Origin of the sequence: Paraburkholderia sp. BR10937, assembly GCF_040965695.1 — a bacterium.
Classification (GTDB): Bacteria; Pseudomonadota; Gammaproteobacteria; order Burkholderiales; family Burkholderiaceae; genus Paraburkholderia.
This window is the reverse complement of sequence record NZ_JBFRCL010000002.1, coordinates 165,660-188,821: the sequence shown is the minus strand read 5'-3', so window position 1 is coordinate 188,821 and position 23,162 is coordinate 165,660. Positions and strand designations below refer to the sequence as shown.

At 63.9% G+C, this 23,162-nt stretch carries 21 protein-coding genes and 1 pseudogene; 10 read left to right on the top strand and 12 right to left on the bottom strand.

Annotated elements, in window-relative coordinates; translation table 11 throughout:
* The first annotated feature begins 509 nt into the window (after positions 1-509).
* From AB4Y44_RS02825 to AB4Y44_RS02815, 3 genes are all read left to right on the top strand, one after another.
* On the top strand, positions 510-782 hold the full coding sequence (locus AB4Y44_RS02825) for a hypothetical protein (protein WP_028204749.1): 273 nt from the start codon (positions 510-512) through the stop codon (positions 780-782).
* A 96-nt stretch (positions 783-878) separates the two neighbouring features.
* The gene (locus AB4Y44_RS02820) at positions 879-1,151 is read left to right on the top strand and encodes a hypothetical protein (protein ID WP_368698645.1); all 273 of its coding nucleotides are present in this window, start codon (positions 879-881) and stop codon (positions 1,149-1,151) included.
* A gap of 127 nt (positions 1,152-1,278) precedes the next feature.
* Positions 1,279-1,494 (top strand): hypothetical protein, encoded by a 216-nt coding sequence (locus AB4Y44_RS02815; protein ID WP_368698644.1) that lies wholly within the window; start codon positions 1,279-1,281, stop codon positions 1,492-1,494.
* A gap of 2 nt (positions 1,495-1,496) precedes the next feature.
* Here AB4Y44_RS02815 and AB4Y44_RS02810 read toward each other — a convergent pair whose 3' ends face one another.
* Together AB4Y44_RS02810 and AB4Y44_RS02805 are read right to left on the bottom strand one after the other, a co-directional pair.
* Positions 1,497-1,739 carry a hypothetical protein gene (locus AB4Y44_RS02810; protein WP_266227853.1) on the bottom strand — a complete coding sequence of 81 codons (243 nt, stop codon included), beginning with the start codon at positions 1,737-1,739 and terminating at the stop codon, positions 1,497-1,499.
* Between the two features lie 58 nt (positions 1,740-1,797).
* Positions 1,798-2,265, bottom strand: coding sequence for a lecithin retinol acyltransferase family protein (locus AB4Y44_RS02805; RefSeq protein WP_368698643.1), 468 nt, complete (start codon positions 2,263-2,265; stop codon positions 1,798-1,800).
* A gap of 478 nt (positions 2,266-2,743) precedes the next feature.
* Between AB4Y44_RS02805 and AB4Y44_RS02800 the strand changes: the two genes are divergently transcribed.
* Together AB4Y44_RS02800 and AB4Y44_RS02795 are read left to right on the top strand one after the other, a co-directional pair.
* Positions 2,744-3,037, top strand: coding sequence for a hypothetical protein (locus AB4Y44_RS02800; protein ID WP_324140722.1), 294 nt, complete (start codon positions 2,744-2,746; stop codon positions 3,035-3,037).
* Between the two features lie 68 nt (positions 3,038-3,105).
* Positions 3,106-3,825: a PP2C family serine/threonine-protein phosphatase gene (locus AB4Y44_RS02795; protein ID WP_368698642.1), complete on the top strand. Its 720-nt coding sequence runs from the start codon at positions 3,106-3,108 to the stop codon at positions 3,823-3,825.
* Between the two features lie 33 nt (positions 3,826-3,858).
* Here the strand turns inward: AB4Y44_RS02795 and AB4Y44_RS02790 are convergent, their stop codons facing one another.
* The 9 genes from AB4Y44_RS02790 to AB4Y44_RS02750 all read right to left on the bottom strand — a co-directional run bounded on the left by AB4Y44_RS02790 (position 3,859) and on the right by AB4Y44_RS02750 (position 15,607).
* Positions 3,859-5,178: a sigma-54 dependent transcriptional regulator gene (locus AB4Y44_RS02790; RefSeq protein WP_342923257.1), complete on the bottom strand. Its 1,320-nt coding sequence runs from the start codon at positions 5,176-5,178 to the stop codon at positions 3,859-3,861.
* On the bottom strand, positions 5,175-8,246 hold the full coding sequence (locus AB4Y44_RS02785; protein WP_368698641.1) for a peptidase domain-containing ABC transporter: 3,072 nt from the start codon (positions 8,244-8,246) through the stop codon (positions 5,175-5,177). The genes AB4Y44_RS02790 and AB4Y44_RS02785 overlap by 4 nt, the downstream gene beginning before the upstream one ends.
* A gap of 18 nt (positions 8,247-8,264) precedes the next feature.
* A complete protein-coding gene (locus AB4Y44_RS02780; RefSeq protein WP_342923259.1) occupies positions 8,265-9,017 on the bottom strand; it encodes a peptidylprolyl isomerase in 753 nt (250 codons plus the stop codon).
* A 48-nt stretch (positions 9,018-9,065) separates the two neighbouring features.
* A complete protein-coding gene (locus AB4Y44_RS02775; protein ID WP_368698710.1) occupies positions 9,066-10,451 on the bottom strand; it encodes an HlyD family efflux transporter periplasmic adaptor subunit in 1,386 nt (461 codons plus the stop codon).
* A gap of 22 nt (positions 10,452-10,473) precedes the next feature.
* Positions 10,474-12,336 (bottom strand): FHA domain-containing protein, encoded by a 1,863-nt coding sequence (locus tag AB4Y44_RS02770; RefSeq protein WP_368698640.1) that lies wholly within the window; start codon positions 12,334-12,336, stop codon positions 10,474-10,476.
* A gap of 177 nt (positions 12,337-12,513) precedes the next feature.
* On the bottom strand, positions 12,514-13,902 hold the full coding sequence (locus tag AB4Y44_RS02765; RefSeq protein ID WP_368698709.1) for an efflux transporter outer membrane subunit: 1,389 nt from the start codon (positions 13,900-13,902) through the stop codon (positions 12,514-12,516).
* 208 nt (positions 13,903-14,110) lie between these two features.
* The gene (locus AB4Y44_RS02760; protein ID WP_069262261.1) at positions 14,111-14,380 is read right to left on the bottom strand and encodes a hypothetical protein; all 270 of its coding nucleotides are present in this window, start codon (positions 14,378-14,380) and stop codon (positions 14,111-14,113) included.
* Between the two features lie 324 nt (positions 14,381-14,704).
* Entirely contained in the window at positions 14,705-15,130 is a 426-nt protein-coding gene (locus tag AB4Y44_RS02755; protein WP_133187104.1) for a DUF4399 domain-containing protein, read from the bottom strand.
* A 51-nt stretch (positions 15,131-15,181) separates the two neighbouring features.
* Positions 15,182-15,607, bottom strand: a complete 426-nt coding sequence (locus AB4Y44_RS02750; protein WP_342923261.1) for a DUF4399 domain-containing protein — start codon at positions 15,605-15,607, stop codon at positions 15,182-15,184.
* A gap of 527 nt (positions 15,608-16,134) precedes the next feature.
* Here AB4Y44_RS02750 and AB4Y44_RS02745 point away from each other — a divergent pair.
* From AB4Y44_RS02745 to AB4Y44_RS02725, 5 genes and pseudogenes are all read left to right on the top strand, one after another.
* Positions 16,135-17,280, top strand: a pseudogene (locus AB4Y44_RS02745) (formylglycine-generating enzyme family protein); the annotation flags it as partial.
* 687 nt (positions 17,281-17,967) lie between these two features.
* Positions 17,968-20,046: a xanthine dehydrogenase family protein molybdopterin-binding subunit gene (locus tag AB4Y44_RS02740; RefSeq protein ID WP_368698639.1), complete on the top strand. Its 2,079-nt coding sequence runs from the start codon at positions 17,968-17,970 to the stop codon at positions 20,044-20,046.
* Complete coding sequence (locus AB4Y44_RS02735; protein WP_342923263.1) at positions 20,043-20,564, top strand: 2Fe-2S iron-sulfur cluster-binding protein; 522 nt, start codon at positions 20,043-20,045, stop codon at positions 20,562-20,564. Before AB4Y44_RS02740 ends, AB4Y44_RS02735 begins: the two co-directional genes overlap by 4 nt.
* Positions 20,565-20,566: 2 nt before the next feature.
* Positions 20,567-21,586 carry a hypothetical protein gene (locus AB4Y44_RS02730; RefSeq protein WP_368698638.1) on the top strand — a complete coding sequence of 340 codons (1,020 nt, stop codon included), beginning with the start codon at positions 20,567-20,569 and terminating at the stop codon, positions 21,584-21,586.
* Positions 21,587-21,605: 19 nt separating this feature from the next.
* Positions 21,606-22,217 (top strand): hypothetical protein, encoded by a 612-nt coding sequence (locus AB4Y44_RS02725; protein WP_368698637.1) that lies wholly within the window; start codon positions 21,606-21,608, stop codon positions 22,215-22,217.
* 31 nt (positions 22,218-22,248) lie between these two features.
* On the opposite strand, the gene AB4Y44_RS02720 is transcribed toward AB4Y44_RS02725, so the two are convergent.
* The gene (locus AB4Y44_RS02720; protein ID WP_368698636.1) at positions 22,249-23,070 is read right to left on the bottom strand and encodes a flagellar brake domain-containing protein; all 822 of its coding nucleotides are present in this window, start codon (positions 23,068-23,070) and stop codon (positions 22,249-22,251) included.
* Positions 23,071-23,162 lie beyond the last annotated feature (92 nt).

Here is a 23,162-nt window from a genome sequence, read left to right as displayed (position 1 = left end):
CAGGATGGCCGAGGCGCTTTGGGTCACACGTTAACGGCGCACGATCGCGCCGCGTGTGGCTGCTGCCGCGATCCCCGTCGAGTCCGCTGCAACGCGGTCCCGTCATCTTTAAAGCATACAGAGTCGCCGCCGGATCTGCGCGCACCGTGATCTCAGCCGGCACACGCGCTTGCAACCATGCAACAAGGTCTGATGAGAGAGTAATCTGCGGCAACGCGCAGTGCAATCGGTGCCTGAACCAGGCCTTTGGCTCGCACGTGTCGCCACAGAACCAACGGCCTCGCCACGCGCTGTTGGGCTTCCACCATCAGCGTTTTCGCGCGCAAGCGCTGCCAGCTGTCCTCCCCGCACCCGGCGGCTTGCCGCAAAGCCCCGTCGCACAAGGCGTCGCGCGCTTCGTGAGGCTAGCGCGAAGGCGCTGGCACACCCTGTGCATCAAGAGGAGCGAGCCCGCAAGATACTGCAGCTCAATCGCCAACTACCCCGTACTGCCCTTCTGGAGAACTGTCATGAGCAAGCTGATGATCGCCGACCTGAGCGTCGCGCAAGAACTCGACCGCAAAGCAATGAGCGCCGTTCGCGGCGGCGGCGGCCTGAGCCTCTGGCCCGGCTACTACCCGGCGCCGTCGTTCAAGTACGACACGACGAACTTCAACGCCCAGCAGTTGATCGGCCAGACGAACACCATCGAGAACAACGTGGGCAACGACGTCGCCTTCGCGCAGAACATCCACGCGACGGTCAACCCGGTGCAGACGGCCCACAACACGATCAACTTCTGATCGTCCCGCCGGCGGCGCGGCCGCACGCTGCGTTCATGCGCGTGCCGCGCCCGCCCGGGTCCATCCGTCCTATTCATCAGCAACTGGAGGCTCATCATGAGTTCCCTCGTTATCCGCGAGCTGGCTCCTGGAACGGCGCTCGACCGCCGCGCCATGACAGCCGTACGCGGCGGCAACGGCAGCTCCTACGGTGGCTACGGCCCGATCGCCAACATCACCGTCTCGCCGAACATCGTGCAGAACATCTCGCAGGTTCAGGTGGTCGACGTCGCCGCGCTCAACAACATCGGTTATATCGGCGCTGGCTTCGGGTCGCTGAATCTCAAGGTCAATCCCGCGCAATACGCGAACACCGGAGTGACGTTTTAGCCGCGGCCGCGATGGGATCATGCAGACGGCGCCGCGAGGCGCCGCCTGCTTGTTTACGTGCGCCGCGCGCCACCGCCTATACTCAAACGACTCCCCTCTAGCCCAATCCGCTCACGTGGAGCAGACCATGAGCATTATCGTCATCAAGGACCTTCCGGAAAGCGTGGAACTGGACAGGCAGGCCATGGCCGCGATCGTGGGCGGCGCCCGCGTCGCCTCGCAGCGCACGCTACTCGTGCCGCGGCCATTTATCGGTGTACGTGTGGAGATCGAAGGCTCGCCCGCGCAGCGGGGGCCGGCAACCGTCCCCACGGCGCGGCCCCGCACGACGCTGCTGCGCTGAATTCAGGCAGCGCGCGCGGTCATCGCCGCACGCGTGCTGGCAGGCGGAAATACGCACCACGTGCCATCGTCGTGACGGAAGAAGAAGATTGCAATCGTGCGCGCGGGATGCACCGCTTCTACGCAGACATAGCGCAGCCGTTGCTCCTGTGTGCGGCTGAAACGCACCACACGGGCCGGCACGCGCGCGTTGGGTGCGAGCCACTTGTCGACGAGGGTGCGCAGTGAAGTTTCGGCGGAATTCATGATGGTCTCCGATGCAAGTGGCGATGCGTGTCGTAATGGTCTCGACTGGATATGGCATTCACACCGCCTGCGCGGCGTACGTTTGGCGGCTGTCCTGCACGCGGCGCGCGTGAATCAGCGCGCGCACCACGCGCAAGCCGGCCAGCGGATGGGCAATGCAGGTGCGGACCTGGTCGCTGCGGCCCTTGCCGTCCACGCACCAGGTGCAGAAGTGTTCGCAGTTGTTGCTGAGCAGGCGGTAGCGGTCTTCGCCGAGACGCGAGCGCGCACGCGCGACGGCTTCGCGGCCCTCGAAGGCCGCGCACGGATGCGCAACGACGGCGACTTCGTAGCCTGCCGCGAAACGTTCGAGCGTGACCTCTTCGATCGGACCGCGATGCAGCGACACGCACAAGCCGGCGTAATGGACGACGCGCCCACCGCCGATATAGATGCCGTGATGGCTGTAGCCCGCGCGACGCGACACGAGATGCGCGCCGAGCGGCGGTTCGTCTGCGTGCATCGTCGGTTGGAGGTCGGGGCTCATGGCTGCATCCGTCTGGCTGGTTGCCGGCTTCCGGTGCTGCTCAACGGTTTGCCGGTTGCCAACTACCCTGCATCAGACATGCCAGGCGGCCGATCACGGTTGTATAAGGCGTAGCGGGAGAAGGTAGGTGCTGGAGGCACCCGTATGTCGGCGACGTGCCAACTCGAGCACTTCGATTGTGTCGGCGCCAAACCATCAGTTCGCCGCCAAACCTCCTCACGAAGCGGGATCGCGTATGTGTCGGAGTCCTGATGACGACCGGCAACCAACGTGTTGGCGAACGCACGACCCTTTGCACCGCGGCCGCACGAGACGCGGGCGCGGGCGGAACGCGCTGCGCGAATGCGATGTCATATGGGGCAAGCCTCGCGGGGAAATGACGCGCGAGCGCCGCGTTTCGCTGAAAAATGGCATGCTGCTTGCAAGGTATGGTCGGAACGCCGCGTGCCCGCGGCCATCATCTTGACGGAGACCTGTCATGACCTCGCTCGCCATCACCGACCTTCATCTGCAATGCGATCTCGACCGCAAGGCCATGTCGTTCATCCGGGGCGCAGGCGCGCCGTGGGTATTCGGCTGGATACAGCCCTACGAGCCCGCGCAGCCTTCGCCGCTCGGACCCGTCATCAATCTCTACCAGACCAACAACACGTTCTACGCGAATCAGGTCGTCAATCAGTACCAGACGCTCGACGTGACCAATTCGGCGTCGAACTCGAACGTTGCGGTAAACGTGGGCCAGAACGGCAGGAATAACGGACTCGTCGCGTAGCCTATGGAGGCTCGATCGTGACAGGCGGATTGTTATGGAGTTCGGCATCGCGCACTGACGTAGGCCGTGTGCGGGCGCTCAACGAGGATGCATGTCTCGATCAGCCCCAGCGGGGCTTGTGGGCAGTGGCCGACGGCATGGGCGGGCACACGGCGGGCGATCTGGCCAGCGGCATGATCGTGCAGGCGCTTGGGGCCATTGTCGTGCCCAACGCGCTCACCAGTTTCTCGGCCACGGCGCGCGGCACGCTGCAGACGGTGAACCACCAGTTGCGCGAAGAAGCGGCGCGGCGCGGGGTGCGCATGATCGGCAGCACCGTTGCCGTGCTGATGGCGAAGGGGCGCGAATTTGCCTGGTTATGGGCGGGCGACAGCCGCATTTATCTGTATCGCGATGCGCAGCTCGAAGCGCTCACGACTGACCATAGCTACGTGGCGGAGCTACAGGCGCAGGGGCATTTGAGCGCCGAAGCGGCGCGCCATCATCCATCGCAGCATTTGATAACACGGGCCGTCGGTGCGGCAGACTGGCTTGATCTGGACGAAGGCCGCATCGTCGTGCGCGACGGAGACCTCTTTTTGCTTTGCAGCGATGGGTTGAGTAATGAAGTACAGGCGCCCGAGATGGTACGGGCGCTCGAGGCTGGGGATTGTCAGCATGCCACTGATTTGCTCGTTGAGATGGCCTTGCAGGCTGGGGGGCGGGATAACATTACCGCTGTCGTTGTGAAGGTCGATGATCCGGTTGCGTCGGATCGGACGCTGGTTAATCCTGCTGTTGGGCGTTAACCGCGACAAAATAGCGCCCGCTGGGCACCAAACTCAAGCCCCCTTCTCATGATTCACCTTCTCGGCATGCCGAAAATCCTTAGAATGAATCCCATGCTTCTTGAGCAGCATCTGCAAATGCGACCGATTCATATCACAGCGCCTCGCGAGCTCCGCGACCGTCCCCCCGGTCTCCTGCAACCCGCGCTCGAGAAACGCCCGCTCGGCCTCATCGCTCGCAGCGCGCTTCGCATCGCTCAGTGACAGCGGCGCACCTGCCGCTTCGGCCTCCGCCACCCGCAAAGCCAGCGCAGCAGACTTAGGCCGAATATCGTCGGGCAGATGCTCGATATCGGCCGTCTCACCCGCAAGGCACGAAAGCCGATACACGAGATTACGCAGTTCGCGAATATTCCCTGGATAAGCATACGTAAGCAGAAAATCGCGCAGCTTGGGCGTAAGCTTCATAGGCCGCCGCTTGAGCTGCGCAGCGGCCTCGTCGCCGAAATAGGCAATCAAAAGCGGAATCTCGTCGTTGCGTTCGCGCAGCGCAGGCAGCGTGACATGAATCACGCTCAGCCGATAAAACAGATCCTCGCGAAACAGCCCCTGCGCGGCGAGTTCGCGCAAATTGCGGTTGGTCGCGGCAACGATGCGCGTGTCGACCCCGATGGGCTCATCGGAGCCCACCCGCTGTATCTCGTGCGATTCGAGCACGCGCAGCAGCTTCACCTGCCCCTGCAGCGGCAACTCGCCGATCTCATCCAGAAAGATCGTCCCCGTATGCGCGCTCTCGAACTTCCCTTTGCGATCGCTCGACGCCCCCGTGAACGCCCCTCTGCGATGCCCGAACAACTCCGATTCGAGCAGGTTCTCGGGTATCGCGCCACAATTCACCGAGATGTACGGGCGGTCGGCGCGCGCGCCGTTGGCGTGGATCACCTTCGCCATCAACTCCTTGCCCGTACCGCTCTCGCCGTCGATCAGCACGGGCAGGTCGGTCGGCGCCGCCTTTTCCGCGATCTCCAGCGCGGCGAGCAGCTTCGGGTTGTCGCCGAATATGCCTTCGAAGATGAAGCTGCGTTCGATCAGCGCCTCGCGCCGCCGGTGCGCGGTCGGCGTGAGCGCGTCCGGCCTCGCCAGCGCATCGAGCGCTTCGGGCGCCTCGGCCGCGACTTCGACGAAGCGCTCCTTGCGCGAGAGTTGCATGACTTCGTCGCGCAGCGCGTTCGACTGGTTCAAGAGCTTCTCGATGTCGGTGCGTTCGAGCCGCGGCGCCCAGCGCAGCGTCGAGCGCAGGATCTCGATCTTCTCGAGCAGCCCCGCATATGACACAACCGAGCTGCCGAATCCGTGCGGGTCGAAAAGTTTCATGACGCCCCCAGCTGCTTTTGTACGAGCTGGAAATACATGCCCTTGCGCTCGACGAGTTCTTCGTGCCGCCCCTGCTCCACGATCGCCCCTTCGTAGAGCACGAGGATCTTGTCCGCCCGCATGATGGTGCTCAACCGGTGCGCGATGATCAGCGCCGTGCGGCCCTGCAGTATGTCGTGCATGTTCGAAAGGATGTTGCTTTCCGACTGCGTGTCGAGCGACGAGGTGGCTTCGTCGAACACGAGCAGCCGCGGGTCGTGATAGAGCGCACGCGCAATGCAAAGACGCTGGATCTGCCCGCCCGACAGGCCCATGCCGCGCTCTCCCACCACCTGCTCGTAGCCGAGCGGCATCTTGCTGATGAACGCGTGCGCATCGGCCATGCGCGCCACTTCCTCCATGCGCCGCCAGTCCGGCGTGGCATCGCCGCATGCGATGTTCTCGGCAATCGTGCCGGAGAACACGAGGTTCGTCTGCATGACGTAGCCCACCTGGGCGCGAAAGTACGCGTGGTCGATCGCGCTCATGTCGTAGCCGTCCACGTTGATCTTGCCTTCGGTCGGCGCGTAGAAGCCCACCAGCAGCTTCGCGAGCGTCGTCTTGCCGGAACCGCTGCGCCCCACGATCGCCACCATCTGGCCGCGCCCCACGGAAAAGCTGATGTTTTCCAGCACATACGGCGTTTCGTTGCCGCCATAGCGGAAATACACGCCGTCGAATTCGATGTCGCCCTGCAGGTCGGGAAGCAGCACGCGCGAAACGAGGTCGGCGGGCTTCTGCTCGGGCTCGATGTCGAGCACGTCGCCCAGCCGCTCCATTGCGACCGCCGCGTCGTTCATGAGGCTCCAGAGCCCGACGAGGCCCATGAGCGGCGCGAGCACACTGCCCATAAACGCATTGAACGCAATGAGCTGGCCGATGCTCAACTCCTGATCGAGCACGAGCGTGGCGCCCGCCCAGAGAATCACGATCGTGGTCGCCGCGTTGAGCAACTGGCTGCCGAGGCCGACGAGAATGTTGAAAGCCTGCGCGCGATACTGCACTTCGAGCGACTTCGCGTACTTGCGCTCCCACTTGAGGCGCACCGCTCTTTCTATTCCCATGCCCTTCACGGTTTCGACGCCGCCAAGCGTCTCCATCAGCATGGAGCGCGCATCAGTGGACACGGCAAAGACTTCGCGCGCGTAGCGCTTGATGCGCGGCGTGGCAATGGCGGTGAGGGCCATAATGGGAATCACGAACGCGATCAGCAGCAGCGTCAGCTTCACGTTGTAGAGGAACATGATCGTGAAGTAGATGAAGATCATCAGCAGGTTGAGCGCCGTCGTCACCGTCGATTCGGTCAGGAACGCGCGTATCGTCTGGTTCTCCTGAAAGCGCGCGAAGATATCGCCTGTTTTGCGGCGCGCGAAAAACGAGAACGGCAGCGACATGGTGTGCTTGAAGAACTGCGACATCATCGCGAAGTCGAGACTGCGCACCATGAAATTCGACAGATGCGCGCGTATCGTCGTCATGAGCTGCGTAAACACGTGCGAAATAATGAGTCCCACGATCAGGAGATGCAGCAGGCTCACGTTCTGGTGGACGATCACGCTGTCGAGAATGTTCTGGATGATGAGCGGCGGCACCACGCCCAGCAGCTGGATCACGAAGGTTGCGAGAAACAGGTGCGCGAGTATTTTCCGGTAGGGCAGCAGATAGCCGATGAAGCGCACCCATGGCGAGCGCGTCGCAGCCTGAGCGCCCGTGGTCTCGCCCGCCGTGAACAGCAGGCACGTGCCGTTCCAGCCGCGCTCGAACGCTTCGACGCTCAGCTTGCGAAAGCCGAGCGCCGGGTCTGCCACCCTCACCCACTGCTTCGACACGCCGTACACGACGATATAGTGGTAGCCCTCCCAGTGCGCGATGAAGGGCAGCTCGAACCCTTGCAGCGCCTCGAACGTGCACTGCACGCCGCGCGTGGTGAAGCCCAGAGCCTCGCCGGTGCGCGCGAGACTGTCGAGCGTCGCGCCCTGCGTCGTCACGTTCGCGAGGTCGCGCAGCTTGCCGAGCGTCATGGGAATGCCGTAATGCCGGCAGATCATGGCGAGGCACGCCGCGCCACAATCCATCTCCTCGGCCTGCTCGACCAGCACGAAGCGCTTGATCACGCGTTCCCTGAAGGTCGCGTCCGCGCCGCTGTCCACGGCGACGGGCCGGCTGCGGCGCTCGGCGAGCTTCTTCTGCCGCTGCAGTTCGCGCTCGTTGAAGCGCACGCGCTCTTCCAGCACCTCGCGCAGCTTCGGGTTGCGCTCCAGCATGAAATGCACGGTCTTCTCGGGAATCACCAGCAGCCGCACATCGGTGAGCGCCGTGACGCTCGCGAGCTGATCCTGGCGCAGCAGGCACGCGCGTTCGCCGAAGATCTCCCCCGCGCCGAGCTTCGCGATCTGATAGACGCTGCCTTCTTCCTCGCGCGCGATACTGACTTCGCCCTGCCGCACGACATACAGGCGCGTGTCGCCACCGGCGCCCTGATGGATGATTTCCTTGCCCGCGCTCACGCGCTTGACACCCACGCTCGACACATACTCTTCCAGTTCGGCGCGCGAAAGCTTGCCACGCAGGTCGAACAGCCGCGTGACGAAGCCGCCCGCGGAGCTGATCGCCACATAGCTCGTCACGAACGACTGCGCGGCCGGATTCGCGGCCAGAAGTGGTTCGAGCGCGGCACGGGGGATGCAAAGCACCTCGGTCTTCGCGGAGGCGCGCACCGACACCTCGTGCCGGTAATCGCGCAGCATGGCGATTTCGCCGAACACTTCGCGTTCCTTGCGCACGCCGAGACTCATTTCCTTGCCGCGCTCCTCGGCGATGAGCCGCACGGAGCCCGAGCGGATCACATAGAGTCCGGCTGCGGGCTCGCCGCGCTTGCACAGGGTATCGCCGAACGCGTAGCTCTGCGTTTCGACCTGCGCGGCGAGACGGTCGAGTTCTTCGCGCGAAAAGAGCGAGAGCGGTTCGACCGATGCGAGAAAATCCACCAGCGACGGCGCGCTGGCCGGTAGGGGCGCCTGGGTGTCCATCTGCGTGGCTCTGCGCGCTCAGTGCGCATCGATGATATGTTCTTGCGCGCGCTCCGCGAGCCACTCTTCGCGCAAGAGCCGCCGCACCTCGGCAGAAACGTCCGCTTCGAGCGACGCCGGGTGCTTTGCCGTCACGCAGAAAATTTCGAAGAACGAGCCGTCCGGCGCGGGAAACGGGCCGAGCAGGTCGCCGACCTGCGCATTGAACACCTTCGCCTCGATGTCCGTCTTCAACGACCCGCGCAGCACCTTGCCGATCACGCCGCCGCGCTCGCTGGTATCGGCGATCGAATGCTCGCGCGCCATTTCACCGAACGCCTGCGGCTCGTCCTCCAGGATCGACATCACCTCGCGCGCCTTGCCTTCGGAGTCCACCACGATGTGGCTCACTTCGATGCTGTCGAATTTCGGCGAATTGAGCTTGAAATAGCTTTCGACCGCCTCGTCGTTGCAGATCAGGTTGAAGGTCTTCTCCTGATAGAGCGTATCGGTAATGAAGTGCTCGAATTCGTCGAGGCTGATACCGAACACGTCCAGGTAGCGATTCATGTCCGCCGCGCGGTGCAGCCCCCGTACGCGGCGAAACTGGTCGGCGCGTTGCTGGATTTCGTCGGGCTCCACCTTCACGCCCATTTTCTTCGCGGCGATGACCGTGAGCCGGTCGCGCACCTGCTGTTCGACCAGGCTCTCGAACTGCCCCGTGAGTTTCAGCACGCGGATGAAATCTTCCGTGCCGATCGCTTCATCGTCGATCCGTACGATTGTCGTCATTGCGTTCCCCTGATTTCTGATTCCCGAATACTGAACTGGTTAGTGTCTTCAGCCTGCGACCTGGCGGAACGGGTCCAGCGCGAAATCGATCAGGCGCCGCTCGCGCACCACGATTTCGGCGGTTGCCGTCATGCCGTAGCGCAACGGATAGGTCGCGCCGCCAATCGAAAAATGATTGCGCGCGAGACGCACGCGCCCCTCGTAAACCGGCTCCTTCGTCTGCGCCTGCGGCTTGGTGGTCGGCGAAATATATTCGAGCGTGCCGTCCACCACGCCATAGCGCTGGTACGGAAACGCGTTGAATTTCAGCTTGACGGCCAAGCCCTCGTGCAGGAACGCGCGGTCCTGCTCCGCAATCGCCACCTTCACGACCGGGCGCGCGTTGGCCGGCGCAATGCCCCCTAGCGGCGTGTTCGCCTGGATCTTGTCGCCGGGCTGCGTCGTCGTCACGTCGGTAATCACGCCCGAGACTGGCGCGAGCACGAGCAGGAAATTGTCCTTGTCGATGTTCTCGAAGCGGATACGCGCCGCGGCGTCGGCGGCAAGGCGCGCGGTCTGCACCTGCAGGCGCAGCTTGTCCTCGGTATTGGCGATTTCGCGCTCCGTCGCGTCGTATTCGATGCGCAGCGACGTGAGCTGCCCGGCGCTGCCTTCGAGCTGCGCCTTCGCCTGGGCGAACTCGTGGCTCGTTTGCGCCTGCAATTCGCTGAGCCGCGCCTGGGCGATCCGGTAGTTGTTATCGGCCTGCAGGAATGCGCTGCGCTTTTCCTCGACCTGGCTTTGCGACACCCCGCCGCCGCCGGGCAGTGCGAACAGGCGCTCGTACTTGTCCTGGTCTTCCTTCGCGAGGTCGCGCACGTGGCGCGCGTTGTCGATATTGCCGCGCGCCTCGTCGAGCTGGGCGTTCTCGGCCTGCTGGAGCTTGCTCGTGCCCTCCGCCACGCGCGTTTCGTGCAGATGCGTTTCAACGTCCATCTGCGCCTTGAGCGCCTCGGCCTTGCGCTCCATGAGCGCCTTCTTCTCGGGGAACTCCTTCCAGTCGCGCTCGGCGTCGTCGAGCTTCAGACGCGCGTCGAGCGCGTTGGTCGCTGCCTGGATCGCGCCGCGCGCGTTGATGCGGCCGATCACGTCGTCCTTCTCCACGGGCTGGCCTTCGGCGATGTAGATGTCCACGAGCTCCCCATCCACGGGCGCATAAATGCGGCGCACTTCGGATTCCGGGGCAAGCGCCCCCGGCGCACTCACGATGACGTCGGCGCGGCCGACGAACGACCACAGGAGGCCGCACACCACGAGCGCCACCATCGTGATGATCGTGGCTTCGATGAGGCGCCACGGACGCGCCGTGAGGATCGCCACGCCTTCCTCGCTGTGGTCGCCCAGCGCCTCGCCAAGCGGCCGCGGCGGCTCGGGCGCGGCACGCCCCCCATGCATGCCGAACGCCTTGCTCAGGCGCTCAATGAGTTGGCGCGGATTCACCATGCCCTCCCGCTAGCGCCAGCTTTTCGAGCGCGCCCGCATGGGCTGCGAACGGCGGCGTGGCGAAGTGAGCGGCGGCCAGGCTGTCGTGCACGGCCTGCGCATGGCCCGCGTGCGCCTCGCTGTCGATCTGCTGATACTGGTCGACGTCGGCGCGTACCGCATCGAGCCCGGCGAGGCGCGGATAGCGCTGCGCATAGTCGTTCAGCATCGCGGTGAGCGCGTCGAAGCGATCGCTCGCGAGCGCGCTGTCGATTGCCTGATGGATGCGATCGAGCGCGGCCACATACACGGAGTCATCGCTCTGCAGCTTGCGCAAGTGGCTGAGCGAATCCGCATACACGCCAGCAAACGCCGGCACATACGCCGAGATGCGGTCGAATGCACGCTGATGCTCGCCGGGGTCGTCGTTCCAGCGGCTCGTCAGCGCGTGGATCGGCGCCTCGTCGCGATAGATGCGGATCGGCGCCTGCGAACCGCCCCGTCCCAGCACGAACGATTGCAGTGCGCCGATCCAGCCGATGTTTTCCACGAGCGGCGCGGCGTCCGGATTGTGGCGCGCGAGCGTACGCATGTCCTCCACGATGGCGCGCGCACGGTCGAACGCGCGCGCGTTGATCGCGGCGACCCAATCGGGCACGTTCGCCTTGATGAGCGCTTCCGTCCCCATCGCGCGCCACGTGCTGTCGTTCGGGTGGCGCGTGAGATATTGATCGGCCATGCGCGCCGCGCTTTCGAACTGTCCGCTCGTGAGCAACGCCTGCATCTCGCGCTGCGGCGCGCCCTGGAAATACGTGAGCGCGACGAGTGCGAGGATCACGGCGATCCCGCCGCCGCCCCAGCGCGCGAACGCGCCCATGTTGATCTTCCCGCTGCCGCCCAGCGCTTCGCTCAACTCGCTCAGGAAGAGCTCGATCCTGCCGCGCCGGCGTCGCGCGTCGTGGCCCGGTTCCGGCGCGGGTCGCGGCGCATCGGGGTTGATTTCGTCGTCCTGCGCCGGCGCGGGCGGCGTGCAGAAAATGTCGAGAAACGAGTGCGCGCTGCCAATGAACGTCGTGCGGTCGGCGTCTTCGGCGAGCACCGAGGCGCGGTGTTCGCGCGTCGCCGTCACGGTGGCATCGCTTCCACTCGTGCTCTCGAGGCCAATCCGGTAGACGAAGTGCTCGCCGCCAAAGGCGATCCGCTGGCCTTCTTCGAGCTTGACCGCGTGATCGTCGAGCCGCTGGCCGTCGAGGAACGTGCCGTTGGTGCTGCCGAGGTCTTCGACGTACATCGCGTCGTCTTCGGCGTAGATGTGCGCATGACGCCGCGACAGATAGTTCACCTGGTGCGGATACGCGTCGTGATACTGCGAGAAGGTCTCGTCCGCCTTGCTGACCAGGAACGGAAAACTCGTGACGACGATCTGCTGCAAACCGAGATCGGCGCGCTCCGGCGTGAGCGTCACCACGGTCGCCCGCACGGGCGCGCGCACCGTGCGCGGCGCGAAACTCACGCGAAACGCGAGCGCGCCGGCAAAGCTGAGTTCGTCGCCGTCCTTGAGCACGTGGGGCTTCTGGGTGACTTCGATACCATTGACCGCCGTGCCGTTCTTGCTGCCCAGGTCGGCCACGTAGGCCGCTGCGCCCTCGCGGAAGATGCGCGCGTGACGGCGCGAGACATCGACCACGACTTCTGGCCGCGCCGCGGCAAAAGGCGGCTGTGTCCGCCCGACTGCGAAAAGATCCTTGTCGATGCGGATTTCGCCCAGCTCCGCATGCGATATCGGCCGCAGCACGATATCGAACGTCCGGTCGAGCGATGTCTGGCTCTCGGCAATGGAAGCGGCGTCAGGCACCATGATTCCGCCAGCGATCAGCAGTTGTGAGCCGGAATGCGCGTGGCGCAAGCGCCGCGTGCGCACTGACTCTCCGTGTGAAGCCGCGCGCCTTGCACCTGGCGATCGGGGTGTGAGAAAAGTGTAGGCGACTGTTGGCTGGAGTCAAACAACTGACGCGGTCCGCTGCAACGAGCGCGCTCACTTGACGGGCGCTGCCGACACAGCGGAATTCGAGGCCACGTTGGCCACATCGACGTCGGGCCAGCCGCCGCCGATCGCCTTGTAAAGGGTGACGGTGTCGCTCAGGATCAGCTCATGGTTGGCAAGAAGCGACTGTTCCGCATTCGCGAGCGAACGTTCGGACTCCAATACTTCGAGCTGCGACACGAGCCCTTCCTTCAACTGCGCCTCGACCTGCGCCGCGACGGTGCGCAGACGCTCGTTCTGCAGCAGCAGTTCGATGCGCTGCTTTTTATGTGCGTCGAGGTTCACGAGCGCGTTCTCGACTTCTTCGAACGCCGTGAACACCACCTGGCGATACTGCTCTTCGGCGACCTTGCTCTGGGCCTCGGTCGTCTTGATGTGGGCATGCACGCTGGGGTCGAACATCGGGAAGTCGATGCTCGGCATGAAGCTCAGCGTGAACACCTTGAACAGATCGGAGAGCGAGAACGCCGCCGTGCCGGCGCGGCCCGTGAGACTGAGGGTCGGCAATTGCGCGAGCCGCGCGGAACCGACTTCGTCATACGATTCGAGAATGCGGTACTGCGCGGCCACCACGTCGGGGCGGCGCCCCAGCAACTGCGCGGGCAGGCCCATGGGCACGTCCGGCAGCTTCACGCGCTGGCGCAACTGGCCCAACGGCATCCTGAACTCGCCCGCGGGCACGCCGACCAGTGTGGACAGCGCGTTTTCGGCGGTATCGCGCTCGCGATGCAATTCCAGCAGTTCGTTCGTCACGCCATTGACTTCCGCGCTCTGGCGCAGCACCTCGGTTTTGGGCGCAACACCGTTTGCGTACATCTGCTGGTAGATGGTGAGAATCTGCTTGTTCCGCTTGAGCGTGTCTTCCTCGTCGCGGATCTGATCGTCGAACTGGAGAATCTGGAAATAAGTGCTCGCCACATTCGCAACGAGCGTCAAATAGCCTGCACGCCAATCCGCTTCGCTAGCGTGATACTCGGCCTTTTGGGCCTGCACGCTTTTTTCGACTTTGCCCCAGATATCGATGTCCCAGTTGACCTGAGTGGCGACGTTATAGGTCTTCGAGAGCGCTAGCCCCGTGCTCTTCTCATAGTCGATACCCGCGCCCGCGTCGACCGTCGGAAGTGCACCGGCCTGCACTTCCCCGATCTGCGCGCCGGCCACGCCAATGCGCGCCGCCAGCACCCGGATATCGACATTGCCCGCAATCGCCTTATCTATGAGTGTATTCAGGTAGGGATCGTCGAACTCTTTCCACCACTGCGGATTGACCGTATCGGCCGCGGAAAACGTGCGGCTCGTATGCGCCCAGGCGTCCTTCTCAGGCATGTCCGGGCGCCGATACGCAGGCGTACTCAGATCCGTGCAGCCGCACAGCGCCACGGCACACAACCCGGCCGAACCGACGACGCGGGTCAGCCAGCGCGACGCGCCGCGACGTACGTGTGCGGCGGACGGCGAGAGCAGTGTGTTCACGATCGACTCCTTAAGGGAAAGGCGGCGAAGGACGCGACGAAGAAGCGGTGTGCAGCGGATGCGGTGGAGGGCGGCGCCGTTGGAGGCGGGTAAGCCTCCACGGCTGGCAGCACGATCAGAAGTTGATCGTGTTGTGAGCCGTTTGCACGGGGTTGGTCGAAGCGTGGAGGTTGTTCACGAACGCCACGTCGTTGCCCGTGTTGGACAGGATGGTGTTCGTCTGGCCGATCAGCTGCGATGCGGAGAAGTTGGTGGAGTCGACCTTCACGCTCGGCATCGTCGGGTAGCAGACGGGCCACAGGCCCAGGCCGCCGCGCACGGCGCTCATTTCACGGCGGTCGAGTTCTTGTGCGACGCTCAGGTCGGCGATCATCAACTTGCTCATGGCAGTTCTCCAGAAAAGGATGCAACAGTGTTGGGATTGTGAGCTGCAAGGTTGCGGGCTCGGGTCCAACAAGGCATGAGGCGTGCCAGGTGCGCGAGCGCGCGTGCGCATGGCGGCGCATCGCCCGTTGCACAAGGACAGTTCTGGAATTCCCGGAGTCTCATGCGCGGCGCGTGGCGCGCGCGGGTCAGGCGTGGTGATGGGCGCGCGCCAACGCGTCAATCGGCTTATGTCGGCGCACTGCGAACACTGTTTGTGGGGGAACGTGAAAGCGTCGCAAACGTTCGTGCATCGCCTTGGCGTGCGCGACCCGATTCGTATGGATCACTTAACGTAGATGGTGATTTTCTTCGAGTACACCGGCGGGTTGTGCGGCACGTGGTGCGCGTCGCCCATCAGCAGCTGCAGCGTATGTTTGCCCGGCGGCAACTGCAACATGGTTTCGGTCTGGCCGGCGCCGAAGTGCAGATGGTTGCGATCGGATGGAATGGGCTGATCCATCGGCGGCAAGTCCGTATCGACGAGCAGATGGTGGTGGCCCGTGTTGGGAAACTCGACTTCCGCAGGCGCCACGCCCATGTTGCGCAGGCCGAACCAGACGCGGAATGGCCGCCCGGCCGGCATGACCTGGCCGTCGTTGGGCCAGCCAATATAAACGTGCGCGTTCGGGTCGGCCGGCGTCGTGCCTGCATGCGCCGCACCGCCCGCGAGCAGCACGAGGCTGGCAGCAAAAACGAGGAACCTGTTCATGGCGTGCACTCCCGCTTCTTTTGCGCTGCGGCTAAAGCCGGACGTCCTTCGCTACTTGACCGTGACCGTGATCTTCTTCGAGTAGACCGGCGGGTCGTGCGGCACGTGGTTGTAGTCGCCCATCAGCAACTGCAGCGTGTGCTTGCCCGGCGGAAGCTCGACCCGGGCTTCCGTCTCGCCCGCGCCGAAATGCAAATGATTGCGATCCGACGGGATCGGCTGATCGAGCGGCGGCAGGTCCGTGTCGATGAGCAGGTGATGATGGCCTGTGTTCGCCTTGTTGATCCCCTTGGGGCAGACGCCCATGTTGCGCAGGCCCATGCGCACCCAGAACTTGCCGGTGGGAATCGTCGCGCCGTCCGGCGGCCAGATGATGTAGGCCTCTGCGCCGGGCGGCGACGGAGTGCGCTCGGCAAACGCGAGGCGCGGCATCAGAACGGCCGCTGCCAGGGCCAACAGGGTTGCTCTTCGTTGCATCTTCGTGCTCCTTGTTCGGCAGACGGCGCGCCGCTTTGGAGTTCGGTGCGTGTTCTACAGCTTAGGACGGATTCAAGCGGATGGAGGTAAATCGGCGCGGCGCGTGCGGGTGCCACCCAGATACTGCATCGCCCGGCGTGCGTGCTATTTTGTAGTTGTGCGCAGGCAGTGCGTTTGCCAGCGGCGGCTTGCGTATCCCGCGAGCGCGGCCGGCGGCTGCAGCGGGGTAGCGCACCGTCGGCATTGAAAGGCGATGACGCCTGGGTTGGCACCCGGGTTGGCACCTGATAGGGAGAACGAACATGTGGCGGCTAGTGTTGCCTGTGTGCCTCTTGATCTCGCTAGGCCTGACCTCGACACTACGCTCGGCCGCGCCGGCAGCGCATGACCGTTCGGCTCCGGCACGCGAGCAGCCGCGTCTCGAGCCGCAAGACCCTGGCCGGTACGCAAGCGCCCACGCCGCGCACGAGCGCCTCACCGCGGCTGGCGCAGCGCGGCAACGCTATGGCGTCGCGATCGTGCGCGTCGGCCTGATGCCGAAAGACACCTCCCAGGAATACGAGATCACGTTCTGGAATTCGATCAAGGACAGTCAATACGCGAGCGACTACGAGGCGTATCTCAAGGCCTATCCGAACGGACGCTTCGCGCCGCTCGCGCAGGCCCGCCTGACGCGTTTGCGTGCGGAGGCATCGAAACCAGCTGCAGCGTCCGCCGCGCCCGCTACGTCCGCCCAGTATCCGGCTAGCAGCCCCGCTGCCGCCGCGCCCACACCAGCACCCGCACCAGTGCCAGCGCCTCAGGCAAAGACACCGCCGCCCCCGGCCGCGCCGCCAGCCGCACAGACCAAGGCAGCGCCCGCCTCCGCACCGCCGGCCGCCGCAACGACCGCGGCAACGGCTGCAGCCGCGGCGGCAGTCGCGGCGAAGGGCAACCCTGCCCTTTCGAAGCCGGGTCCGCACGACATTCAGGACTGCCCATCTTGCCCGGTGCTGGTCGCGGTGACGCCCGGCAACTTCACCATGGGCATCGACACCGACGACGCCTCGGAGCGGCCCGCGCACCACGTGACGATCAGCCATAGCTACGCACTCGCGAAGTATGCGGTGACGGTAGCGCAGTGGAACGCGTGCGTCGCCGCGAACGCGTGCCCGCGCCTGTCGAACGAGAACAACGCCTCGCCAAACGCCCCCGTGCGCGACCTGAGCTGGGACGACGCGCAGCAATACGTGAAATGGCTTTCGAAGATCAGCGGCAAACCCTACCGCCTGCCGACGGAGGCGGAATGGGAATATGCCGCGCGCGCCGGCACCGAAACGCGCTACTGGTGGGGCAACGACATGCGCAAGGGCACGGCGAACTGCAAGGACTGCGGGCCGCCGTGGCACGTCGAGGCGCCCGACGACGTCGGCTCGTTCCCGGCCAATGCGTTCGGCTTCTACGACATGGCCGGCGGCGTTTGGGAGTGGGTCAGCGACTGCTGGCACAACTCGTACAAGAACGCGCCGAACGATGGCCACTCGTGGGACGAGCCCAACTGCCAGACGCGCGTGATCCGCGGCGGATCGTGGCGCGACGGCGCGGGCTATATGCTCGCCGCCACGCGCTTCAAATACGACAGCAGCGTGCGCTACGAGGCCAATGGATTTCGCGTAGCGCGCGACATGAAATAACGCAGATTACGCTGCGGGTCTCGCCTGGAGACGCACATGGCTTGCGATGTTCCGATCACTCGCCGGACATTCCTCAAGGCCATGGGGAGCGGCGCGGTCACGATGTCGGTCAGTTCCATCACCGCATACGCGGCCGCCAGTCCAGCCGCACATGCCGCGACGGGCGCCCACTCCGCGCCACAGGCACCGAACGGCGCGCCCGACTGGGCGCCGGAGCCTGGCAAGGCGCGCTGGCGCATCGACGGCGTGAGCAAGGTCACGGGCGCGAAAATCTACGCGCGCGATTACAAGGCGCGCGACTTCGACGGCTGGCCGAAAGAAGAAAACTGGCTATACGCGCTGCGGTGCAATTGCGTCGACAAGATTTTCGAAGACTTCGACCTGAGCGTATTGCCGAACAATCTTCGCCCAATCGCCGTGGTTTCCAACCAGACGTTGAATGACAATCGCATCTATCTCGCTGCCGAGAAGGATCCGGTAGCGAGCCAGGATATCTATCTTTTCGCACAGAAAGGCAAACCCGCCAATTGCTACGGCCAGCCCGTCGCCTTATTGATCTTCGAAGACTTCGACACGTATCGCCGCGCGAAGAAACTGCTCGATTTCAACGAGTCGGTGATCCGGTACGGAGCAACGGTGCCGGAAAGCGCCATCACCACCTTGTATGCGACCGCATCCAAGGTTTATGTGCGCGACGACGCGAGGTCGTTTTCGAACCTCCAGAGGAGCAGCCTCCCCGTTGAGAAATTCACCAACGCACGCAACAGCGCAAGTAAAGAGATTTACGATCGGGCCAGCGCCAAGGTCGACAGCAAGGCCTGGCACCAGTTCGACGGTGCTTTTAAAACGCCCGCCATCGATCCCGTCTTCATGGAACCGGAGTCGGGGCTGGCGTGGTTTCAGGCGGATTCCGGTTGTCTGAACCTGGTGCTCGGCACACAATCGCCGCGCGGCGACTGCCTGGCCGCAGGTAAGGTGTTCAAGGACAGCAATATCGACGTCAAGCACGTTCACGTGATCAGCTGCTACCCAGGCGGCGGATTTGGCGGCCGCGACGAGTCGTATTTTCCCGTTTATCTCGCGCTCGCCGCGCCCTTCGCGAAGGGGGCGTTGCGCTGGCAGCAATCGCGCTATGAACAATTTCAGGTCGGATTGAAACGCGCGGAAACGGATTTCACTGAGTCCATCTGGCTCGACGATAGCGGCAAGCTCCAGGCACTCGTCAGTTCCTTCAGCTTCAATGGCGGCGCCAAGGAAAATCTCACAGGCCCGGTTGGCGACCTTGCCGCCATGAGCGCCATGAGCTGCTACGACATTCCGCGCGCCATTGCGCAAAGCTCCGTGAGGTATACGCCCGCGTTGTTCGGCGGCTCGCAGCGCGGCTTCGGCGGCCCTCAGGCTTATCTCGCCATCGAAACGCTCATGGACGAGGCCGCCCAGGCGCTGCACAAAAGTCCATTCGACATCCGGCGCACTAACCTGCTCCGCAAGCAGCACGGCAAAACGCTCACTGGCGCACCCATTCTGTTCCATCTGCAACTCGCCGACCTGCTGAACCAGCTTGAAGCGCACGAGCTATGGCGCAACAGGGAAAGCGTGCGCGCGCAACGCCACGCGCTCGGGTTGCGATATGGCGTTGGGCTCGCCATGTCGAACCAGGCCTACGGTACCGGCAAAGACGCCGTATTCGCGATGGTGCAGATTCAACCGAACGCGGGCCTGCATGTGCTCACGCATTACACGGACATGGGCAATGGCGCAGCGACGACGTTGGCCCTGGCTCCTTCCGCATGCCTTGGGCAGAACGCGCAGAAAATCACCATGAACGAAGTCGAGGCGTTTCAGATACCGGGTTTCGATTACACAACGCTGGGCATCCTGGATGCTCCCGGAAGCAAAGCGATCTCGGCCCCCTTTGGTTCTTCGAGCGCCTGCCTCGGTGCGTTCCATCACTTTCAGGCCGTAGACCGCGCCGCGATGGTGTTGATGCTGCAAAGCGTGCTGCCCGCCGCACGTGCAATATGGAACAGCCCGCACGTCGAGCGGCATGACCTCAAGTGGACAAATGGCAAGCTGGGCGCCACCGGTCACCCGGCAATCAGCTGGCCCGCGTTGCTCGACGAGATCAACCGCCAGCAGTTGCCTACTGTGGCCGCCGCCCATGTCACCTATGCCGGCGGGTTCTGGAGAAGCCAGTACACGTTCGCGTCGGGCACCGTCGTGATGGACTGCGACTACATCGCCGTTGGCCCCGATACGCACCATCTCAAGGGCCTGCCTCACGGCGCGTTGCTGCCGCCACGCGATACGTTCAATTTCGGGCGCACGAACTATGCGCCTTCGGCGGCGCTTGTCGCGGTCTCCGTGAGCCCCGAATCCGGGCACGTGAGGGTCGAACATGTCGTCACGACGCTCAGCGCCGGCCGTCTGATCTGTCCAGAGATCGTGCAGGGCCAGTCGCAAGGCGCAGTGGCCATGGCGATGAGCAATGTGCTGAGCGAATCGTGCCCGCTGGGCAATGACGGCCCCGGCAACGGCACGTGGAATCTCGACCGATACCTGATCACGCGCATGACCGATGTCCCGCGGCAGGAACTGATCGCGCTGCCGCCGCCAGATGGAGACCATCACAGCGCGCGCGGCATCGGCGAGGCCGTGATGTGCCCCATCGCGCCGGCGCTGCTGAACGCGCTGGCCATGGCGACCGGGCATCGCTTCAGGGAAACCCCCGTCACGCCCGACAAGATACGCGAGGCCCTGAAGTGAACGAAGCCAACATCAGGATTCACGTAAACGGACGCGCCGTCACCGTTCCGGCCGCCGATACCGACATGAGCCTCGGCGAATTTCTTCACGAGCGAATGGACCTGACGGGTACCAAGGTGTGCTGCGGCATTGGCGCGTGCCGTGCATGCACCGTGGGCCTGCGCAGCAGCCGCGACGCGCTGATGGAAAAGACCCTGGCGTGCGTCACGCCCGTGAGCGCGGTCGCGAATCAACATATCTACACCGTGGAGAGCCTCGCGGACGGCAACAGGCTTTCGCCGCTGCAGCAGACGTTTCTCGAGTCTTTCGCGTTTCAGTGCGGCTATTGCACGCCTGGCTTTCTGATGGCGGCGACCGCCATGCTCGAACACGTGAAGGCATACCGTATCAGCGCAGACCAGCTCGAAACGGAAATCGACACCTGGGTGGGCGGAAACCTGTGCCGGTGCACAGGCTACGTGAAGTATCGCGAGGCGATTCGCAAAGTCGCGCTAATGCAGATGAAAAGCGGAGGATGACCATGTCTGTCCGCGCCCGCTTGTTCGCTTTGTGCTTCCTCTTCGCCGTGCCGCTTGCTGCCTTTACGCATGAACAGACCTTGCTCGAGTACGCCGATCAATGCGTGAGAGAAATTGGCGAAATCCCGCCATTCAACTGCAATGACGGAACCGATATTCCCATTACGATCGATGGGAAACCGACTGGGCCCAACGAGTCCCCGAAGCGATGCGATAAGCCCTCTTTGCTGAGCCCGCGTGCCGAAGCAAAAGGTCAATGCATTCCGTTTTCGAAAATCCTGAATCTGTCGCGCGGCAACACGCAAATTTCCGCGTACTGCCGTCGCGATGTGCTGCGCCCCGACAAGGATCCGCACTATGACGGCGTAGTCGTCGTGATGCATCACTCGGGCAATGGCAAGACCTGCTGGTTCGAGGCGAAGGCGCCACCGCCACCACCGAAATCGCAAGCTGACGTGCCCGCAAGTAGCGGAATCGTCGCGACCCGCGTGCCGCCGCCAAACGAGAGAAAGCCGCCCGCAGGACGGACCTCCGCAGTCGAATTCTGGGCAACACCCGCAGTGGTCGCCTCCGGGAACCCCACCTGCCTCAAATGCCACGACGCGGGCCCCTTCATCTTCAGCCCGTATATCGGGCAGGTGTGGGACAAGGTGCCCACGGATCCATGGGGGAAGTACTCGAGCATCGGGCAAGCTTTCTCGTCGTATCGCCTCATGACGATGAGCACACCGGGCAACACCTGCATTGGCTGTCACCGCATTGGCAGCGAGCAAAGCTGCACCGCCTTTCTCGGGCTTTCGGTGGGCAAGCTGAACGCGCCAGGCAACGACCAGCTCGCCAACACTTATCCACTAAACCACTGGATGCCGACCGACAACGCGATGAGCAAAGAGCAATGGGACAAGGCAAACGTCGCGTCGGTCGAGGCGTTACTGGCCTGCTGCAGTGATCCCGCGCACAAAGACCCGAATTGCACGTTCACACCTATGCCTTCGAGTTCGAACGACCGATCATTGCACTGACCCAAACGAGGAGCCTGAAATGGCAGAGAACGTGAGCGCGTACGTCCTTTCGCGCGCCAGCGTTTCGCTTTACATGAACATGTTCGGATTCGACGACGAAGAGCTCAACGCAATCCTCATGCAGCAGGCGCTCGACCCGACCATCACCATGATGATCACGCTCGACAAGAGCCAGGCGGGCGGCGTGCACGAAAAGAAGCTACTCGAATCCGATATCGCGCAGAACCCGGTCAAATTCAACACGTTCTTCGTGATCGGCGAGTCGGCGGCCCATCAAATCAGTCATACGAAGGGATTCGTTGCCGATGGCAAGGTGGGCGGCGAGGGATCGGTGAACTGGTCGGCATCCGGCGAGGGCACGTTCGTGATCAAGGGCGCACCGGGAGGGCCGGGCTACCTGGCGCAAAACAACACGCAGACCATCTTTACGGACCCCGACACGATCAACCGGTTTCAGACCGAATTGATCGCCGAGCATATGACGGCGAAAGCGCAGGGCTACACACTCGCCGCTGCGCCGTCGACCGCCACGCCGGCCGCGCCGGCCACCAAAGCCGCAGCCAAAACTACGGCCACCGCGGCGGCCGCCAGGAAAAGCGCGGTGGCGACAAAGCGCAACAAGCGGAACTAGCCGCCACCAGGCGCCATCGCGTAGAACGTGTTCAGGTCGGCATGCCGGCCCAGTAAGACACGGCGTCCTGCCGGTCGAACACGAACGTCTTGAGGGCGACCTGGCTCTCGGGAGAAAGCGTGTCGAATTCGAGTCCATGCAGGGTGAGTCCTGCCTGTGGGGTATCGGCGCGCAGATTGCGTATCACGGCGACGGCCTGGAACGTCGCCCCCACGTTCCCCGCTTCGATGGGAAACACCACGCAAATACGCTCGCCGACCTCGCCGATCTTGCGTCCGGCGGCGAGCGACATGCCCAGCACACTGATATCGCAGCCAATGCCTACCCGGTCCAGTTCCGAGCCCGTCAGGTCCACGCCATAGCGCACCGCGAGTTGCGTACGCACGCGCACGGCCCGGCGTTCGCGCAGCCGGCGAATCGTGCCCGGTTCGGAGAGCACGAGATAGCGGAACGGATGCGTGCAGACCGCCTCGACGGTGCAGACGAGCCAGAACACGGCTTGTGTTGCGATCGCAACGATCTCGACCTGTTCGCCCTGGAACGGCTCCCACGCGGGTTTGGCCGCGGCGGGTGGCGTGACGAACATTGCGCCGCCCGGCCGGAAACCGATCAGCCGGCACGGCAGCATCTCGCGCCCCGTGCCCGCCTGGCTGCGTATGCCCAGCAGCGCGCCAATGGCGAGGTTCATGTCGTCCAGCGTCAACGGCCCTTTGCCACGCTCGCCACGGTCGGCCAGGCCGTCTTGCGTGCTCGCGAGACTCGCCTCCTCCGCCGTGTTGCGATAAGGCTGGAAGTGCGCGAAGAGGAAGTCGCGCTGCTCGCTGTTCAGCACCCCGCCTTGCGGCAGCAGCATCGTTCCGTCATGGTGAAACACCGCCAATGGCAGCGGCGTTTCGAGGGGCAGTTGCCCAGGGTCCCCGAGGAGTTCCAGCGTTTTTGACGCAG

Coding starts and splice junctions, on each gene's coding strand:
- AB4Y44_RS02825 (WP_028204749.1), top strand. CDS start 510: ATGAGCAAGCTGATGATCGCCGACCTGAGCGTCGCGCAAGAACTCGAC.
- AB4Y44_RS02820 (WP_368698645.1), top strand. CDS start 879: ATGAGTTCCCTCGTTATCCGCGAGCTGGCTCCTGGAACGGCGCTCGAC.
- AB4Y44_RS02815 (WP_368698644.1), top strand. CDS start 1,279: ATGAGCATTATCGTCATCAAGGACCTTCCGGAAAGCGTGGAACTGGAC.
- AB4Y44_RS02810 (WP_266227853.1), bottom strand. CDS start 1,739: ATGAATTCCGCCGAAACTTCACTGCGCACCCTCGTCGACAAGTGGCTC.
- AB4Y44_RS02805 (WP_368698643.1), bottom strand. CDS start 2,265: ATGAGCCCCGACCTCCAACCGACGATGCACGCAGACGAACCGCCGCTC.
- AB4Y44_RS02800 (WP_324140722.1), top strand. CDS start 2,744: ATGACCTCGCTCGCCATCACCGACCTTCATCTGCAATGCGATCTCGAC.
- AB4Y44_RS02790 (WP_342923257.1), bottom strand. CDS start 5,178: ATGAAACTTTTCGACCCGCACGGATTCGGCAGCTCGGTTGTGTCATAT.
- AB4Y44_RS02785 (WP_368698641.1), bottom strand. CDS start 8,246: ATGGACACCCAGGCGCCCCTACCGGCCAGCGCGCCGTCGCTGGTGGAT.
- AB4Y44_RS02780 (WP_342923259.1), bottom strand. CDS start 9,017: ATGACGACAATCGTACGGATCGACGATGAAGCGATCGGCACGGAAGAT.
- AB4Y44_RS02775 (WP_368698710.1), bottom strand. CDS start 10,451: ATGCATGGGGGGCGTGCCGCGCCCGAGCCGCCGCGGCCGCTTGGCGAG.
- AB4Y44_RS02770 (WP_368698640.1), bottom strand. CDS start 12,336: ATGGTGCCTGACGCCGCTTCCATTGCCGAGAGCCAGACATCGCTCGAC.
- AB4Y44_RS02760 (WP_069262261.1), bottom strand. CDS start 14,380: ATGAGCAAGTTGATGATCGCCGACCTGAGCGTCGCACAAGAACTCGAC.
- AB4Y44_RS02755 (WP_133187104.1), bottom strand. CDS start 15,130: ATGAACAGGTTCCTCGTTTTTGCTGCCAGCCTCGTGCTGCTCGCGGGC.
- AB4Y44_RS02750 (WP_342923261.1), bottom strand. CDS start 15,607: ATGCAACGAAGAGCAACCCTGTTGGCCCTGGCAGCGGCCGTTCTGATG.
- AB4Y44_RS02730 (WP_368698638.1), top strand. CDS start 20,567: ATGTCTGTCCGCGCCCGCTTGTTCGCTTTGTGCTTCCTCTTCGCCGTG.
- AB4Y44_RS02725 (WP_368698637.1), top strand. CDS start 21,606: ATGGCAGAGAACGTGAGCGCGTACGTCCTTTCGCGCGCCAGCGTTTCG.
- AB4Y44_RS02720 (WP_368698636.1), bottom strand. CDS start 23,070: ATGCTGCTGCCGCAAGGCGGGGTGCTGAACAGCGAGCAGCGCGACTTC.